The sequence below is a fragment of the Serratia sp. 121840015-1 genome, assembly GCF_053627655.1.
The window spans coordinates 61,518-76,854 of sequence record NZ_JBSEYF010000005.1 but is presented as its reverse complement, the minus strand read 5'-3'; the positions used below and the strand labels follow the sequence as shown (position 1 = coordinate 76,854).

General features: G+C 62.3%; 15 protein-coding genes. 9 read left to right on the top strand and 6 right to left on the bottom strand.

Going from position 1 to position 15,337, the window contains the following annotated elements:
• Positions 1 to 94 precede the first annotated feature (94 nt).
• Positions 95 to 2,533, bottom strand: a complete 2,439-nt coding sequence (gene hrpB, locus ACUXAC_RS20430) for an ATP-dependent helicase HrpB (protein WP_387445390.1) — start codon at positions 2,531 to 2,533, stop codon at positions 95 to 97.
• 188 nt (positions 2,534 to 2,721) lie between these two features.
• On the opposite strand from hrpB, the gene thpR reads away from it, so the two are divergent.
• The 6 genes from thpR to folK all read left to right on the top strand — a co-directional run bounded on the left by thpR (position 2,722) and on the right by folK (position 7,700).
• Positions 2,722 to 3,264, top strand: coding sequence for an RNA 2',3'-cyclic phosphodiesterase (gene thpR / locus ACUXAC_RS20425; protein WP_387445389.1), 543 nt, complete (start codon positions 2,722 to 2,724; stop codon positions 3,262 to 3,264).
• Positions 3,261 to 3,968: a DNA/RNA nuclease SfsA gene (gene sfsA / locus ACUXAC_RS20420; protein WP_004937572.1), complete on the top strand. Its 708-nt coding sequence runs from the start codon at positions 3,261 to 3,263 to the stop codon at positions 3,966 to 3,968. Before thpR ends, sfsA begins: the two co-directional genes overlap by 4 nt.
• Positions 3,969 to 4,151: 183 nt before the next feature.
• Positions 4,152 to 4,607: an RNA polymerase-binding protein DksA gene (gene dksA, locus ACUXAC_RS20415; RefSeq protein WP_004937569.1), complete on the top strand. Its 456-nt coding sequence runs from the start codon at positions 4,152 to 4,154 to the stop codon at positions 4,605 to 4,607.
• 72 nt (positions 4,608 to 4,679) lie between these two features.
• On the top strand, positions 4,680 to 5,591 hold the full coding sequence (gene gluQRS / locus ACUXAC_RS20410; protein WP_047729869.1) for a tRNA glutamyl-Q(34) synthetase GluQRS: 912 nt from the start codon (positions 4,680 to 4,682) through the stop codon (positions 5,589 to 5,591).
• Between the two features lie 61 nt (positions 5,592 to 5,652).
• On the top strand, positions 5,653 to 7,200 hold the full coding sequence (pcnB, locus tag ACUXAC_RS20405; RefSeq protein ID WP_454266879.1) for a polynucleotide adenylyltransferase PcnB: 1,548 nt from the start codon (positions 5,653 to 5,655) through the stop codon (positions 7,198 to 7,200).
• The gene (gene folK / locus ACUXAC_RS20400; RefSeq protein WP_100397100.1) at positions 7,200 to 7,700 is read left to right on the top strand and encodes a 2-amino-4-hydroxy-6-hydroxymethyldihydropteridine diphosphokinase; all 501 of its coding nucleotides are present in this window, start codon (positions 7,200 to 7,202) and stop codon (positions 7,698 to 7,700) included. The genes pcnB and folK overlap by 1 nt, the downstream gene beginning before the upstream one ends.
• Before the next feature lie 5 nt (positions 7,701 to 7,705).
• Here folK and qseC read toward each other — a convergent pair whose 3' ends face one another.
• Together qseC and qseB are read right to left on the bottom strand one after the other, a co-directional pair.
• A complete protein-coding gene (gene qseC / locus ACUXAC_RS20395; protein WP_387445385.1) occupies positions 7,706 to 9,064 on the bottom strand; it encodes a quorum sensing histidine kinase QseC in 1,359 nt (452 codons plus the stop codon).
• A complete protein-coding gene (gene qseB, locus ACUXAC_RS20390) occupies positions 9,061 to 9,723 on the bottom strand; it encodes a quorum sensing response regulator transcription factor QseB (RefSeq protein ID WP_004937550.1) in 663 nt (220 codons plus the stop codon). The genes qseC and qseB overlap by 4 nt, the downstream gene beginning before the upstream one ends.
• Before the next feature lie 166 nt (positions 9,724 to 9,889).
• Here qseB and panB point away from each other — a divergent pair, with 166 nt between their 5' ends.
• The 3 genes from panB to panD all read left to right on the top strand — a co-directional run bounded on the left by panB (position 9,890) and on the right by panD (position 12,088).
• Complete coding sequence (gene panB / locus ACUXAC_RS20385) at positions 9,890 to 10,684, top strand: 3-methyl-2-oxobutanoate hydroxymethyltransferase (RefSeq protein ID WP_004937548.1); 795 nt, start codon at positions 9,890 to 9,892, stop codon at positions 10,682 to 10,684.
• A gap of 23 nt (positions 10,685 to 10,707) precedes the next feature.
• The gene (panC, locus tag ACUXAC_RS20380; protein ID WP_197830919.1) at positions 10,708 to 11,562 is read left to right on the top strand and encodes a pantoate--beta-alanine ligase; all 855 of its coding nucleotides are present in this window, start codon (positions 10,708 to 10,710) and stop codon (positions 11,560 to 11,562) included.
• A 145-nt stretch (positions 11,563 to 11,707) separates the two neighbouring features.
• Entirely contained in the window at positions 11,708 to 12,088 is a 381-nt protein-coding gene (gene panD / locus ACUXAC_RS20375) for an aspartate 1-decarboxylase (protein ID WP_004937544.1), read from the top strand.
• 34 nt (positions 12,089 to 12,122) lie between these two features.
• On the opposite strand, the gene ACUXAC_RS20370 is transcribed toward panD, so the two are convergent.
• The 3 genes from ACUXAC_RS20370 to ACUXAC_RS20360 form a co-directional block, all read right to left on the bottom strand.
• Positions 12,123 to 13,403, bottom strand: a complete 1,281-nt coding sequence (locus tag ACUXAC_RS20370; RefSeq protein WP_055311947.1) for a polysaccharide deacetylase family protein — start codon at positions 13,401 to 13,403, stop codon at positions 12,123 to 12,125.
• 177 nt (positions 13,404 to 13,580) lie between these two features.
• Entirely contained in the window at positions 13,581 to 14,351 is a 771-nt protein-coding gene (locus ACUXAC_RS20365; protein WP_004937535.1) for an ABC transporter permease, read from the bottom strand.
• Positions 14,348 to 15,271, bottom strand: coding sequence for an ABC transporter ATP-binding protein (locus ACUXAC_RS20360; protein WP_033644695.1), 924 nt, complete (start codon positions 15,269 to 15,271; stop codon positions 14,348 to 14,350). The genes ACUXAC_RS20365 and ACUXAC_RS20360 overlap by 4 nt, the downstream gene beginning before the upstream one ends.
• Between the last annotated feature and the right edge of the window lie 66 nt (positions 15,272 to 15,337).

The window sequence follows — 15,337 nt, the reverse complement described above, 5'->3', positions numbered from 1 at the left end:
ACACTGCCGGCCATGATTAGTCGCTTAATCTGTGCCTACGCCGCAGCGCTGACCAGAAGAAACATCTGAATTCCAAACCTTAAATGATCGCGACCTACTGATATTTCTTCGTTCGGCGCGTCGGTACCGCCGTGGCCGGATCGTCCGGCCAAACGTGTTTCGGGTAGCGGCCCTTCATCTCTTTTTGCACCTCGCGATAGGCGCCTTGCCAGAAGGCCGCCAGATCGCCGGTGATTTGCAACGGCCGGTGCGCCGGTGAGAGTAACTCAAGCACCACCGGGATGCGACCCTCCGCCAACATCGGGCTGCGCTGCTCGCCGAACACTTCCTGTAAACGCACCGCCAGCGCCGGCGGTTTGCCGGCCTCATAACGGATCGGCAGGCGGCTGCCGGTCGGCACAGTGTAATGAGTGGGTAGCGCATTATCCAGCCGCTGCTTTTGCTGCCAATCCAGCAGACGGGACAGCGCCTCGGCGATGTTGACCTGCTTCAAACCGCGCAGATCGCGCACGCCGTTCAGCGACGGCAACAGCCACTGCTCCAGCGCCGCCAGCAGGGGTTCTTCGTCCACCGCCGGCCATTCCGCCTCCGGCAGCCAGGCTTGCGCGCACTGCAGGCGCACCCGCAATTGTTCGGCGGCGCCCTCCCAGTTGAGCACCGCCAGCCCCTGTGCGCGCACCCAATCGAGCAGCGCCTGCTGCAGCTCTTCATCCGCCGGTTTGGCCAGCGGCTGGACGCGCAGCGTCAGACGGCCGATCTGCTGGCGCTTCCAGGCGCGCAGCGTGCCCTTCTCGTCATCCCACTCCACCGCCGTGCGCTGTGTGACGATCGCCGGCAGCTGCGCCGCCAGCGCGTCGATATCCACCGGCAACGCCAACAGGATACGCGCATCGGGGCTGTTGTGGCCCTGCAACAGGCTGGGGACGATGAGCCAGGGTGCGCGCGACAGCGCCTCGTCCTGGTTCATCGCCGCCCCCAGACCGTTGGCCAGCAGGTAGCGGCCGTCCTGGCCTCGGCGCTGGGCGATACGATCGGTAAATGCCTGCGCCAACAGGCGCGGCGCCAGATCGACGTCGATTTGCCCCGCACGTTGCGGCAGGCGTTTGGCCAACTGCGAGGCGCGCGGCCGCCAGTTCGGTTGCGGGCGGCTCAGCCAGTAGCCGATATCCATCTGCCCGCCGCGCGGCGGTTCTTCCAGCAATGCCGCCAGCAACGCCGCCGTCGCCAGGCCGTCGGCACTCAACGCCGCGCCGGCGACCAGCATCGCCGCCAGCCGCGGCTCGCACCCCAGCGCGGCCATCTGGCGCCCCGGGGCGGTAAGTTTGCCGCCGTCATCCGTGGCTCCCAGCCGGTGCAGCAACGCCCTGGCCGCCGCCAATGCCGCCGCCGGAGGCACATCCAGCCAGGTCAGCTGCGCCGGATCATGGCATCCCCACTGCAGCAGTTCGAGCCAGAAGCCGGTGAGATCGCTCTGTAAAATGTCCGGTTCGGCGTGTTCCGCCGCGCGCTCCGCCTGTTCTTTGGCGAACAGATGCCAGCAAATGCCCGGCTCCAGGCGCCCGGCGCGTCCGGCGCGCTGCACCATCGACGCCTGACTGATGCGCTGCGTCGCCAGCCGCGTCAAACCGTTGCGCACGTCGTAGCGCGCCACGCGCTCCAGGCCGCTGTCCACCACCAGCCGAATGCCCTCGATCGTCAGGCTGGTTTCGGCGATGTTGGTCGCCAGCACCACCTTGCGGCGGCCAGACGCTGCCGGTTGGATCGCCTTTTGCTGCTGCGCCAGAGGCAGCGCCCCATACAGCGGGCAAAGATCGGTATCGCTCGCCACCTCGCCGGTCAATCGCTCCAGCACCCGATTGATCTCCGCTACGCCCGGCAGGAACAGCAGCAAAGATCCCGGCTGTTCGGCCAGCAACCGCTTCACCGCCGCCGCTACGCCATCTTCCAGCCGCTGATGGCTGGCCAACGGCTGATACAGACGCTCAACCGGGAAGCTGCGCCCCTCGGACACCACCACCGGCGCTTCCGGCAGCAGCTGCGACAGGCGAGCGTTGTCCAGGGTGGCCGACATGATCAGCAGTTTCAGATCGTCGCGCAGCCCTTGCTGCACGTCGAGCAGCAGCGCCAGCGCCAGATCGGCCTGCAGGCTGCGTTCGTGGAACTCATCGAGGATCACCAGCGACACGCCCTGCAGTTCGGCGTCCTGCTGCAGCATGCGGGTGAGAATGCCTTCCGTCACCACTTCCAGCCGGGTTTGCGGCCCGCTTTGACTTTCGGCGCGCATGCGGTAGCCCACGGTCTGGCCGGGCTCCTCCCCCAGTTGCTGCGCCAGGCGATAGGCGACATTTTTCGCCGCCAGCCGCCGCGGCTCCAGCATGATAATGCGCCCCGGCAACCCGGCCTTAGCCAGGATCTGCAGCGGCAGCCAGGTGGATTTACCGGCGCCGGTCGGGGCGTGCAACAGCACCTGAGGAGCGGACTGCAACGCAGCCAGCAACTCATCAAGCACCGCGCTGACGGGCAATGAAGACACTGAACTCTCCGTGGTGGTTAACGTTAAACGGCGTACAGTGTAGCATTAGCTTTGTCCCCGTAGCCTTTCAAACTGCGGCGGCGTTAGCTATAGTACGGACCTCGTCCATGCGTCCCGCTTCGCGCGAGACCGTTGCAAGCCGCATCCATGTCTGTCCCGACGGATTTGTCATTATTTACCGAGCCCCCATGTCCAATTCGCGCCGCCTGTTTTTCGCCCTGTCCTTGCCTGATGCCCTGCAACAGCAGGTGATCCGCTGGCGCGCCGAGGCGTTTGCGCCGGAGGCCGGCCGACCGGTGGCGGCGGCTAATTTGCACCTGACGCTGGCGTTTCTCGGCGAGGTCACCGCGCAGAAAGAGCTGGCGCTGCGCAAACTGGCCGGGCACATCGTGCAACCCGGCTTCAGCATGCGGCTCGACGACCTCGGCCATTGGCCGCGCCCCGGCGTGGTCTGGCTCGGCACCCGCCGCGCGCCGCGCGGGCTGCTGCAGCTGGCCGAGCTGCTGCGTTCGCAGGCCGCCCGCAACGGCTGCCATCAAAGCGCGCTGCCGTTCCATCCGCACATCACGCTGTTGCGCGCCGCCACCCAGCCGGTGGCGATCCCGCCGGCGACGCCGGGCTGGGCGTTCAGCGCCGACGCCTTTTCCTTATATGAGTCGGTGTTCGAAAACGGCCGCACCCGCTATCAACACCTCGAACAGTGGCCGTTGGCCAAGCAGGCATCCGCATGATTTTCTCTCCACCGCTGCGTTCCGCCACGCTGATCAAACGTTACAAACGCTTTCTGGCGGACGTGATCACCCCGGAAGGGGAAACCTTTACGCTGCACTGCGCCAATACCGGCGCCATGACCGGCTGCGCCACGCCCGGCGATACCGTTTGGTACTCCACCTCGGATAACCCCAAGCGCAAATACGCCCACAGCTGGGAGTTGACCCATACCCAACAGGGGCACTGGATCTGCGTCAATACCCTGCGCGCCAACGCGCTGGTGCGCGAGGCAATTGAACACAATTTAATCAATGAATTATCCGGTTACAGTAAAATCAGCGGCGAAGTGAAATACGGCGGTGAAAACAGCCGTATCGATTTGTTATTACAGGCAGAAAATCGGGTTAACTGCTATATTGAAGTTAAGTCAGTCACATTACTGCAACAACAACGTGGTTACTTTCCTGATGCGGTAACGCTCAGAGGGCAAAAGCACCTGCGTGAGTTGCTCAGCGTGGTTGAAAGCGGGCAACGGGCGGTGTTGTTCTTTGCCGTGTTACACAGCGGTATTGAGCAGGTCGCACCGGCACATCATATAGATGAGCGCTATGCGGCGCTGTTGGCACAGGTCCGGCAGTTGGGAGTGGAAGTGGTTTGTTACGGGGCAAAGTTATCACCTGACGGTATTTATCTCTGCGATAAGCTGCCGTTTTTTATCGATTAGCGCAGTCGGGTCCCTATAAATAGACAACCGGCCAGCACGATCGCCAAATACGCCCTCCTTCACACGATTGTCAAGCGGGCGACAGGAATAATTGCCAACCTACCTTCCTTCTGTTATTTATAGCGGCCTGTTTTTCCCCCGCATTGGGGATTCGATAGTGCGTGTGTATGTAGGAGAAGCAACATGCAAGAAGGGCAAAACCGTAAAACCTCGTCCTTGAGCATTCTCGCCATCGCTGGGGTGGAGCCGTACCAAGAGAAGCCGGGCGAAGAGTACATGAACGACGCCCAGTTGTCGCATTTCAAGCGCATTCTTGAAGCGTGGCGCAACCAGCTCAGGGACGAAGTGGACCGTACTGTATCGCATATGCAAGAAGAGGCAGCCAACTTCCCTGATCCGGCCGACCGTGCTACCCAGGAAGAAGAGTTCAGCCTTGAACTGCGTAACCGTGACCGTGAACGCAAACTGATCAAAAAGATCGAGAAAACGCTGAAGAAAGTGGAAGACGATGATTTCGGCTACTGCGAATCTTGCGGCGTGGAGATCGGCATTCGTCGCCTCGAAGCGCGTCCGACCGCCGATCTGTGCATCGACTGCAAGACGCTGGCTGAGATCCGCGAAAAGCAGATGGCCGGCTAATACCGTTGTTACCGCTGCGGCGTGCGCACCTGCGTGCGCCGCACAGAGAAAAGGGAACCTCCCCCCTCTGATATGCAAGAAAGTCATTATGTGGGGCGCTTTGCCCCATCGCCTTCCGGGGATCTGCATTTCGGTTCGCTGATTGCCGCTCTGGGAAGCTACCTTCAGGCTCGCGCCCAACGCGGGCAGTGGCTGGTTCGCATCGAAGATATCGACCCGCCGCGCGAAGTCCCCGGCGCCGCCGCTCGCATCCTGTCCGCGCTGGAACATTATGGTCTCCACTGGGACGGCCAGGTCATCTATCAATCCCAACGTCACGACGCCTATCGCGCCGCGCTGGATCTGTTGCAGCGCCAGGGGCTCAGCTATTACTGCACCTGCACCCGCAGCCGCATCCAGCAGATCGGCGGGTTGTACGACGGCCACTGCCGCGATTTGCAGCTCGGCCCACAGGGTGCCGCCATCCGCTTACGCCAGACCGCGCCCGTTTACGGGTTCCACGATCGCCTGCAGGGAGAATTGCACGCCGATCCGGCGCTGGCGGGGGAAGACTTTATCATTCGCCGCCGCGACGGGCTGTTCGCCTACAACCTGGCGGTGGTGATCGACGACCATTTTCAGGGCGTGACCGAGATTGTACGCGGTGCCGATCTGATCGAGCCGACGGTGCGCCAAATCGCCCTCTACCGCCAGCTGCAGGCGCCGGTGCCCGCCTATGTGCATCTGCCGCTGGCGCTGGGCGCCAACGGCATTAAGCTGTCGAAGCAAAACCATGCGCCGGCGTTGCCCGCCGGCGATCCGCGCCCGGTGCTGATCGCCGCGCTGAAATTTCTGCGCCAACCGCTGCCGGAAAGCTGGCAAGATCTTGACCTGCCATTATTATTGAGCTGGGCGGTCGCACATTGGCGGTTGGAAAACGTGCCGCGTCAGGAGGCTATCCCTCTGGATGAAAACACGCCGGCATTCTCAAAGGAGCCATGGTGAGCTATGATTAGCCGCTATTTTTTGTTAGCTCCATTTTTATCAGTCACTATCGAGGTGTACCATTTTTACCCGAGTAGCCAACTTCTGTCGTAAGGTACTGACCCGCGATGACAAGCTGCCCAGCGACGACGCGGCGGCCGGCGATAAAAACGTAGTCCGCGAAGAGCGTGCCGCGGCGCCAAGCCGCCCTGCGCCGCAGCCGCGCGCCGCCGATAACGGCAGCAACGCCCCTGCCCGCCGCTCAACGCCGCGCAAGCGTCCGCCTTTTCCTATCGCCGAGAGCAACGACTCGATGACCGTAATCCCGCGCGAACAGCACTCGATCTCCCGCAAAGACATCAGCGAAAATGCGCTGAAAGTGCTTTACCGCCTGAACAAGTCCGGCTACGAAGCCTATCTGGTCGGCGGCGGCGTGCGCGATCTGTTGCTCGGCAAAAAGCCGAAAGACTTCGACATCACCACTAACGCCACGCCGGAGCAAGTGCGCAAGCTGTTCCGCAACTGCCGCCTGGTCGGCCGCCGCTTCCGCTTGGCGCACGTGATGTTCGGGCCGGAGATCATCGAAGTGGCCACTTTCCGCGGCCACCACGAACAGAATCAGGAATCCGACAAGAACTCGTCCCAGCAGGCGCAAAACGGCATGCTGCTGCGCGACAACATCTTCGGCTCGATCGAGGAAGACGCCCAGCGCCGTGATTTCACCATCAACAGCCTGTACTACGGCGTGGCGGATTTCACCCTGCGCGATTACGTCGGCGGCCTGAACGACCTGAAACAGGGCGTGATTCGCCTGATCGGCGATCCGGAAACCCGCTACCGCGAAGATCCGGTGCGCATGCTGCGCGCGGTGCGCTTCGCCGCCAAGCTGGATATGCGCATCAGCGAAGAAACCGCCGAGCCGATCCCGCGCCTTGCCTCGCTGCTGCATGAGATCCCGCCGGCGCGCCTGTTCGAAGAATCCCTCAAGCTGCTGCAGGCGGGTTACGGTTTCCAGACCTACCTGAAGCTGTGCGAATACCAGCTGTTCCAACCGCTGTTCCCGCTGATCGCCCGCAACTTCACGCCGAACCACGATACGCCGATGGAGCGCATTCTGGTGCAGGTGCTGAAGAACACCGATCACCGTCTGCAGAACGACATGCGCGTCAACCAGGCTTTCCTGTTTGCCGCCATGCTGTGGTACCCGCTGCTGGAGCATGCGCAGAAGCTGGCGCAGGAAAGCGGCCTGGCCTACTACGACGCCTTCGCGCTGGCGATGAACGACGTACTCGACGAGCAGTGCCGTTCGCTGGCCATCCCGAAACGCATCACCACGCTGGTGCGCGATATCTGGCAGCTGCAGCTGCGCCTGTCCCGCCGCCAGGGCAAACGCGCGCACAAGCTGATGGAGCACCCGAAATTCCGCGCCGCCTATGATCTGCTGGCGCTGCGTGCGGAAGTGGAAGACAATCAGGAGATGCTGCGTCTGGCCGAGTGGTGGGGCGAATTCCAGGACGCCACGCCGGCGCGGCAGAAAGCCATGCTGAGCACCCTGGGGGACGATCCGGCGCCGCGCCGCGCGCGTCAACGCCGCCCTCGCCGCCGGGCACCGCGTAAAGAAGGGGCATAATGATCCGCGTTTATATCGCGCTGGGCAGCAACCTGGCGCAGCCGCTGCAACAGGTTAAAGCCGCACTGGAGGCGCTGGAGCATCTCCCGCGCACCCGGCTGGTCACCTGTTCTTCGTTTTACCGCACCAAGCCGCTGGGGCCGCAAAACCAGCCGGACTTTCTCAACGCGGTGGTGGCGCTGGATACCCTGTTGCCGCCCGAACAGCTGCTCGACCATACCCAGTCGATAGAACGCAATCAGGGGCGCGTGCGCAAGGATGAACGCTGGGGGCCGCGCACGCTCGATCTGGACATCATGCTGTACGGCGACAAGGTGATCCATACCGAGCGCCTGACGGTGCCGCATTACGGCCTGAAAGAGCGCGAATTCATGCTCTACCCGCTGGCGGAAATCGCCCCCGACCTGATTTTCCCCGATGGCGAACCACTCGCCAGCTGCCTCAAGCGCGTGCCGGAAAACGGCATGGCGCTGTGGCATCAGCCAAAACCCAAGTCCTGACCCACCTACAGCGCCAGCCGCGCAACGAACCCGCCCGCCGGGCGATTGGCGAAACTGACCTGTAGGCCATGCAAGCCGGCGATACGCTGCACGATCGAGAGCCCCAGCCCGCTGCCGGTTTGCTCCTGCCCCGGCGGGCGATAGAAGCGTTCTCCGAGCCGCGCCAGATGTTCCGTGGTGACCCCCGGACCGTCGTCCTCCACCGTCAGCGAGCGTTCGCTCAGCGTCACGGTGACGACGCCGTCCTGCGGGGTGTAGCGCACCGCGTTATCCAGCAGGTTGCGCAATAGAAGCGACAGCAGCAAGGTTTCCCCCTGACGCGGCGGCGGCGTTCCCCGATGTTCATAGCGCAGCGTCACGCCCGCCGCATGGGCCTGCCGATCCTGCTCCGCCAGGGTCATCGTCACCAGATCGTTCCAGTCGATCGGCGCCAGTTCGGCCAGATCCGACAGCGAATCCAGCCGCGACAGCGTCAGCAGCTGATCCACCAGCCGGGTGGCGCGATCGATGCCGAGCGTCAGATTGTCCAGCGCGTGCTCGCGCATCGGCGCATCGTCCCCCGCCAGTTGCACCACTTCGGTCTGCACCCGCAGCGCCGCCAGCGGGCTGCGCAACTCGTGCGCGGCATCGGAGGTGAAACGCCGCTCCCGCACCAGCAGAGCGTTGATGCGGGTGAACAGCGCATTGAGCGCATCCACCAGCGGGCGCACCTCGGTCGGCACCTGGCGCGCGTCCAGCGGCGTCGCGTCATCGGGTGCGCGCCGGCGCAAACCGGCGGCCACAGTGCGCAGCGGCCGCAGCTCGCGCCCGACCATCAGCGCGATCAGCAGCATCAGCACCGGCAGCGTCGCCAGCCAGGGCACCAGTTGGCCGGTCACCATGCCCAGCGCCATATCGCGCCGGTAATCCCACTCCTGGCCGACCACGATGCGGTAGCGCCCGTCCGGGCTGGTCAACCATACCAGGCGCCAACTGTCGTCATCGCCTTTGCGCTCGCCGTCGGTAAAACCTTCACGCTCCCCGTCAAACAGGAAGTCGGTGCCGTTCTCCCCGTCGTTGAGCAGCATCTTGCCTTGGCGATCGAAGATGGCGAACGCCAGCGCGTCGTCGTCCTGCTCGCCGCGCTTGCCGTGATGCACCAGCTTCTTGGTTTTCGGCAGGCTGCGCGCACTTTCATCGGCCAGCAGATCGCCGAGGTTGGCGGTCGCCAGCCGTTTGGCGAACAGCATCTGTTGGGTGTCGAACACTTCGTTGATGGTGTTGCGCGACATCACCCAGGCCACCACGCTGGCGGTGCTCCAAGTCAGCAGCGCCAGCAGGCTGAAGATCAGGATCAGGCGCAGCCGCAGGCTGAGACGCTTCACGGCGCATCCCCCAGCGTGTAACCCACGCCGTGGATGGTACGGATGAAGCCGTTGCCCAGCTTGCGCCGCAGGTGGTGAATATGTACCTCCACCGCGTTGCTGCTCACCTCGTCATCCCAGTTGTACAGCTTCTCCTGAATCAACGGCCGCGCCAGCACCCGCCCCTTGTTGTGCAGAAACAGTTCCAGCACCGCCAATTCGCGCGGCGTCAGCGTCACCGGCTCGCCGTTGCAGCTCACGCTGCGGGTGGCGCTGTCGAACACCACGTTGCCGTGCGTCAGCTGCGGCATCAGTTGGCCGTGGCGGCGGCGGATCAGCGCCTGCAGGCGCGCCGCCACTTCGGCCAGCGCGAAAGGCTTGCACAGATAATCGTCGGCACCGCTTTGCAGCCCGCTGACCCGCTGCTCCAGCGCGTCTCGGGCGGTGAGGATCAGGACCGGCACGTCCTGCCCGGCCTGGCGCCACTGGCGCAGCAGATCCAGGCCGTCGAGGCCCGGCAGGCTGAGGTCGAGGATCACCGCGTCGTACGGCGCACTGTCCAGCGCATTTTTGCCGACGGCGCCGTCGGTGAACCAGTCCAGATTGAAGCCGAGTTTGGTCAGCCCGGCCTTGATGCCGTCCCCGATCAGTTTGTCATCTTCGATCAGCAAAATTCGCATGAGTATCCCTTTTGAGTCTTGGCGCCATTGCACCACAAGGTTCTTAAGAACCGCTTAAGCATGGCGATCCGCGCTACCCACCCCGATCGGGTTACAGTAGAATGACTGCACTTTTTTGCAGCCTGGGCCTGCGTACGCCGCACGGCCCGTTTCAGGAGACGTTGTGATGAAACCCACCACCGTGACCCACTTGCGCCAGTGGAAACAGGAGCAGCGCAAGTTTGCTACCCTTACCGCCTACGATGCCAGCTTTGCCAAACTGTTTGAAGAGCAAGGCATCAAAGTCCTGTTGGTGGGCGATTCGCTGGGCATGACGCTGCAGGGCCACGACTCCACTCTGCCGGTCACCGTCGCCGACGTGGCCTACCACACTCGCGCTGTGCGCCGCGGCGCGCCGGCCTGCCTGCTGTTGGCCGATCTGCCGTTCATGAGTTACGCCACCCCGGAACAGACCTTCGCCAACGCCGCCGAGCTGATGCGCGCCGGCGCCAACATGGTGAAACTGGAAGGCGGCAGCTGGCTGTGCGACACGGTGAAAATGCTCGCCGAGCGCGCGGTACCGGTGTGCGGCCACCTGGGCCTGACGCCGCAGTCGGTCAACGTGTTCGGCGGCTATAAGGTACAAGGACGCGACGAACTGGCCGCCAAACAGCTGTTGCAGGACGCACAGAATCTGGAACTGGCCGGCATTCAGCTGCTGGTGCTGGAATGCGTGCCGACCGAGCTGGCGCGCCAGATCACCGAAGCGTTGTCCATTCCGGTCATCGGCATCGGCGCCGGCAACGGCACCGACGGCCAGATCCTGGTGATGCACGACGCCTTCGGCATCACCGGCGGACATACGCCGAAGTTCGCCAAGAACTTCCTGGCGCAGAGCGGCGATATCCGCACGGCGGTGCAGCACTACATTCAGGAAGTGGAGCAAGGCCTCTACCCGGCGGCTGAACACTCTTTTAACTAAGCGATGGTTCCAGGAGTCACCCAATGATTATTATCGAAACCCTGCCGATGCTGCGTCAGCAGATCCGCCGCTGGCGCCAGGAAGGCAAACGCATCGCGCTGGTGCCGACCATGGGCAACCTGCACGACGGCCATATGACGCTGGTCGATGAAGCGCGCGCCCGCGCCGACGTGGTGGTGGTGAGCATCTTCGTCAACCCGATGCAGTTCGAGCGGCCGGACGATCTGGCGCGCTACCCGCGCACGCTGCAGGAAGACAGCGAGAAGCTGACCCGCCGCGGCGTCGATCTGGTGTTCGCGCCTGCCCCGGCCGCGGTCTATCCGCAGGGGCTGGAGCAGCAGACTTACGTCGACGTACCGGGCATCTCCAGCATCCTGGAAGGCGCAAGCCGGCCGGGCCACTTCCGCGGCGTTTCCACCATCGTCAGCAAGCTGTTCAACCTGGTGCAGCCTGATTTAGCCTGCTTCGGCGAGAAGGATTACCAACAGCTGGCGCTGATCCGCAAAATGGTGGCAGACATGGGTTACGACATCGACATCGTCGGCGTGCCGACCGTGCGCGCCAAAGACGGCCTGGCCCTCAGCTCGCGCAACGGCTACCTGACCGCCGAAGAGCGCAAGATCGCTCCGCAGCTGAGCAAGATCATGAACGCGCTGGCGCAGCAGTTGGCCAATGGCGAACGCCATGTCGAAGAGCTGCTGGAGCAGACCGCCGAGCAGTTGCGCGCCGCCGGCTTTACGCCGGATGAGCTGTTTATTCGCGACGCCGACAGCCTGCAGCCGCTGACGGTGGACAGCCAGCGGGCGGTGGTGCTGATGGCCGCCTGGCTGGGCAAGGCGCGTCTTATCGACAATCAGCAGGTCGACCTGACGCTGTAAGCCATTTTTTATACTATCGTCACCCTGAAACCAAGGCCATTGGTAGACAACGGCGGGGCAATCGGTGACGATAGAGATTGCAGGGATGCAGGAGAGATGTTCAACCCCAGCGCCTGTGAAGGCCGATATTCAGTTAGGTAAAGCTATGATACGTACTATGCTGCAAGGCAAGCTGCATCGCGTCAAAGTCACTCAGGCTGACTTGCACTATGAAGGGTCCTGCGCCATCGACCAGGATTTCCTGGAGGCCGCCGGCATTCTGGAATATGAAGCGATCGATATTTACAACGTGGATAACGGCCAGCGCTTCTCCACCTACGCCATCGCCGCCGAGCGCGGTTCGCGCATCATTTCGGTCAACGGCGCCGCCGCGCGCTGCGCCTGCGTGGGCGACAAGCTGATCATCTGCTCCTATGTGCAAATGACCGACGCCGACGCCCGCCAACACCACCCGAAAGTCGCCTATTTCGAAGGTGACAACAACCTGCAGCGCAAGGCGAAAGCCGTGCCGGTTCAGGTCGCCTGACACTAAAACGGGCGCCTTACGCGCCCGTTCTTCCTTACTGCACCACCACCGTGCCCGGCTTGTTGGCTATCCGATCCGCCATGGTCTGGATCGAGTCGGTGCGCAGAATATATAGCCGCTTCAGCGTATAGGGGTTATCCCCCGGTTTCACCTTGCCCTGCACCGTGGTCACCGCCAGATGGAAACCGGCATCCTGCGCCGCCTGGATCGCCCGCTGGTTATAGCCGCCGAACGGGTACGACAGATACAGCACGTGCGGGTTGAACTGCGACAGCGCGCGGCGCGAACGCTCAAAATCGAACTCGATATTGTGCAGCGAACGGCTCAGCAAAATCGGCTGACGATTGCCGTCGGTGCGGTGCAGGAAGTGGGTGTGCGACTGCACGTCGAACACGTCCTGAATCTGCTTCAGCTCCGAGACGCTCATAAACTGCAGCGAGTCCGGGTTCCATTTCTGCGGGTGGCGCTTGATGCGCGAAGAGATGATGAACGCCGTCGCGCGGAAACCGTAATCCTTCAGCACCGGGTAAGCGTAGCGATAAACCGACTTCAGCCCGTCGTCGAAGGTCAGCACGATCGCCTTGCCCGGCAGGTTGATCTGGTTCTTCAGGTAGGCTTCCAGCTGATACAGCGAAATGGTGTCGTAACCCGCCTGCTTCAGGTAGGTCATCTGGTTGCTGAACGCCACGTCAGAGGTGGTGGTCGAGGTGTGGCGGAAGCGTTTGTTCTCTTCGTTTTTCAGCAGGTGGTGGTAAGTCAGCACCGGGATGCCGTTATCGATTTCGCAGTCCAACTCACTGACGAACCCCAGCCGATCGCCGATGTTGACCTCGTACCAGGTGTTGTTCAGCCGGTCCTTCAGCTTGCCGATGATCGGATAGCGCAGGTTGCCTTCCAGCGTGCCGAAGACCTCGCTGTCCTTGTCCGCCGCGGTGTAAACGTCGATCGTTTTTTGGGTGATCAGGTTCTGGTTGGTCAGCGGTTTATTCAGCTCGCCCAGATCGTCTTGCACCTTGCGCGACTTCTTCAGCTCACGCACGTCGTCTTTATCGATAAAGCCGGTACCGTGCCCGAATTTGAATTCGTAGTACTCCGCATCCGCCGGGAACACCTGGATCAGCTGCCCGCGCTTCACTTCCCCGACCGGGATCACATGCTCGCCCACCAACGCATAGACTTCGCTGTCGCGCTGCGCTTCCATGTATTCAGATTTAACCGCGCTGTCTTCCGACAGCAGATTCGCCAGGCTCACAGGGGAAACCAACGACATCAGAATGCCGAGTAACCCAGCCGCTAACTTGTATTGAGGCCGCATGATGATGTTCTGCTTACGAGTGCGTAATGACAAAAGTGAAGGAAATGTGGAGCGCCAGCATAGCACGATTTGAACAGCGGGGAACTAGCGGTTATCTGAGCAATTCTATTGATTTACGCGCCGCCTGCGCCAAATCAAGAAAAGCGCCCCCGCCGGGAAAGCGGGGGCACGATACGATCAGCTGCGCAGGCCGCGGCCGCGCTCGATCAGGTACCAGGACAGCAGGTAAAACACCGCGATAAACGCCACCAGCACCGCCATGGTGAACGCCAGCGGCACATCGTTGATGCCGAGGAAACCGTAGCGGAACCCGCTGATCATATAGACGATGGGGTTCAGCTTGGACACCGCCTGCCAGAATGGCGGCAGCAGCGACAGCGAGTAAAACACCCCGCCCAGGTAGGTCAGCGGCGTCAGGACGAAGGTCGGGATCAGGCTGATGTCGTCGAAGGTGGTGGCGAACACCGCGTTGATCAGCCCCGCCAGCGAGAACAGGATCGCCGTCAACAACAGCGTCAGCGCAATCACCCACCAGGCGTGTACCTGCAGCGGTACGAAGAACAGCGAGATGATGGTTACCAGCACGCCGACGCAGATGCCGCGCGCCACGCCGCCGCCGACATAGCCGGCGATCACCACGTGGGTCGGCACCGGCGCCACCAGCAGTTCTTCAATGTTGCGCTGGAACTTGGCGCTGAAGAACGACGAGGCGACGTTGGCGTAAGAGTTGGTGATCACCGCCATCATGATAAGGCCGGGCACGATGAACTGCATGTAGCTGAAGCCGTGCATATCGCCGATGCGCGAGCCGATCAGATTGCCGAAGATGATGAAATACAGCGTCATGGTGATCACCGGCGGCACCAGGGTCTGGATCCAGATGCGCGCGAAGCGGTTCACCTCTTTGGCCCAGATGCTCTGCAAGGCCACCCAATACAAACGCGTCATGCTTTTTCTCCATTGCCGTTAACCAGGGTGACAAACAGCTCTTCCAGGCGGTTCGCCTTATTGCGCATGCTCAGCACCTGCACGCCCTGTGCGCTCAGCTGGGCGAATAAACCGTTCAGCCCCTGCTCGCGCATCACCTCCACTTCCAGCGTGGAGGTATCCGTCAGGCGGCTGCGATAACCGTCCAGCTTCGGCAGCGGGCTCTTCGCCGCCAGATCGAGAATAAAGGTTTCCGACTTCAGCTTGGCCAGCAGCCCCTTCATCGAGGTGTTTTCCACCAGCTCCCCGTTCTGGATGATACCGATGTTGCGGCACAGCATCTCCGCCTCTTCCAGATAGTGGGTGGTAAGGATAATGGTGGTGCCCTGGGCATTCAGCTCTTTCAGGAAGCCCCACATCGAACGGCGCAGCTCGATATCCACCCCGGCGGTCGGCTCATCGAGGATCAGCAGCTTCGGCTGATGCATCAACGCGCGGGCGATCATCAGGCGGCGCTTCATGCCGCCGGACAGCATGCGGGCGCGCTCGTTGCGCTTGCCCCACAGATCCAGCTGGTTGAGGTATTTTTCGGCGCGCGCCATCGCTTCACGCCGCGTGACGCCGTAGTAACCCGCCTGGTTCACCACGATCTGCAACACGGTCTCGAACGGATTGAAGTTGAACTCCTGCGGCACCAGGCCGAGCTGGCGCTTGGCGTTGACGATGTCTTTATCGATGTCGTAACCGAACACCCGCACGCTGCCGGCGGTTTTGTTCACCAGCGAGCTGATGATGCCGATGGTGGTGGATTTACCGGCGCCGTTTGGCCCCAAAAGGGCATAAAAGTCCCCCGCCTCGACGCTCAGGTCGATGCCGCGCAGCGCCTTGACGCCACCGGCGTAAGTCTTGGTCAGCTGCGCTAATTCCAGTGCATAATTCATATGTAAAATAGTACCTTATGACGATGAGTATGCCGCCGCGCCCCTGTCTGCGAGGCTTGAAACAAT

Coding starts and splice junctions, on each gene's coding strand:
- thpR (WP_387445389.1), top strand. CDS start 2,722: ATGTCCAATTCGCGCCGCCTGTTTTTCGCCCTGTCCTTGCCTGATGCC.
- sfsA (WP_004937572.1), top strand. CDS start 3,261: ATGATTTTCTCTCCACCGCTGCGTTCCGCCACGCTGATCAAACGTTAC.
- dksA (WP_004937569.1), top strand. CDS start 4,152: ATGCAAGAAGGGCAAAACCGTAAAACCTCGTCCTTGAGCATTCTCGCC.
- gluQRS (WP_047729869.1), top strand. CDS start 4,680: ATGCAAGAAAGTCATTATGTGGGGCGCTTTGCCCCATCGCCTTCCGGG.
- folK (WP_100397100.1), top strand. CDS start 7,200: ATGATCCGCGTTTATATCGCGCTGGGCAGCAACCTGGCGCAGCCGCTG.
- qseB (WP_004937550.1), bottom strand. CDS start 9,723: ATGCGAATTTTGCTGATCGAAGATGACAAACTGATCGGGGACGGCATC.
- panB (WP_004937548.1), top strand. CDS start 9,890: ATGAAACCCACCACCGTGACCCACTTGCGCCAGTGGAAACAGGAGCAG.
- panC (WP_197830919.1), top strand. CDS start 10,708: ATGATTATTATCGAAACCCTGCCGATGCTGCGTCAGCAGATCCGCCGC.
- panD (WP_004937544.1), top strand. CDS start 11,708: ATGATACGTACTATGCTGCAAGGCAAGCTGCATCGCGTCAAAGTCACT.
- ACUXAC_RS20370 (WP_055311947.1), bottom strand. CDS start 13,403: ATGCGGCCTCAATACAAGTTAGCGGCTGGGTTACTCGGCATTCTGATG.
- ACUXAC_RS20365 (WP_004937535.1), bottom strand. CDS start 14,351: ATGACGCGTTTGTATTGGGTGGCCTTGCAGAGCATCTGGGCCAAAGAG.
- ACUXAC_RS20360 (WP_033644695.1), bottom strand. CDS start 15,271: ATGAATTATGCACTGGAATTAGCGCAGCTGACCAAGACTTACGCCGGT.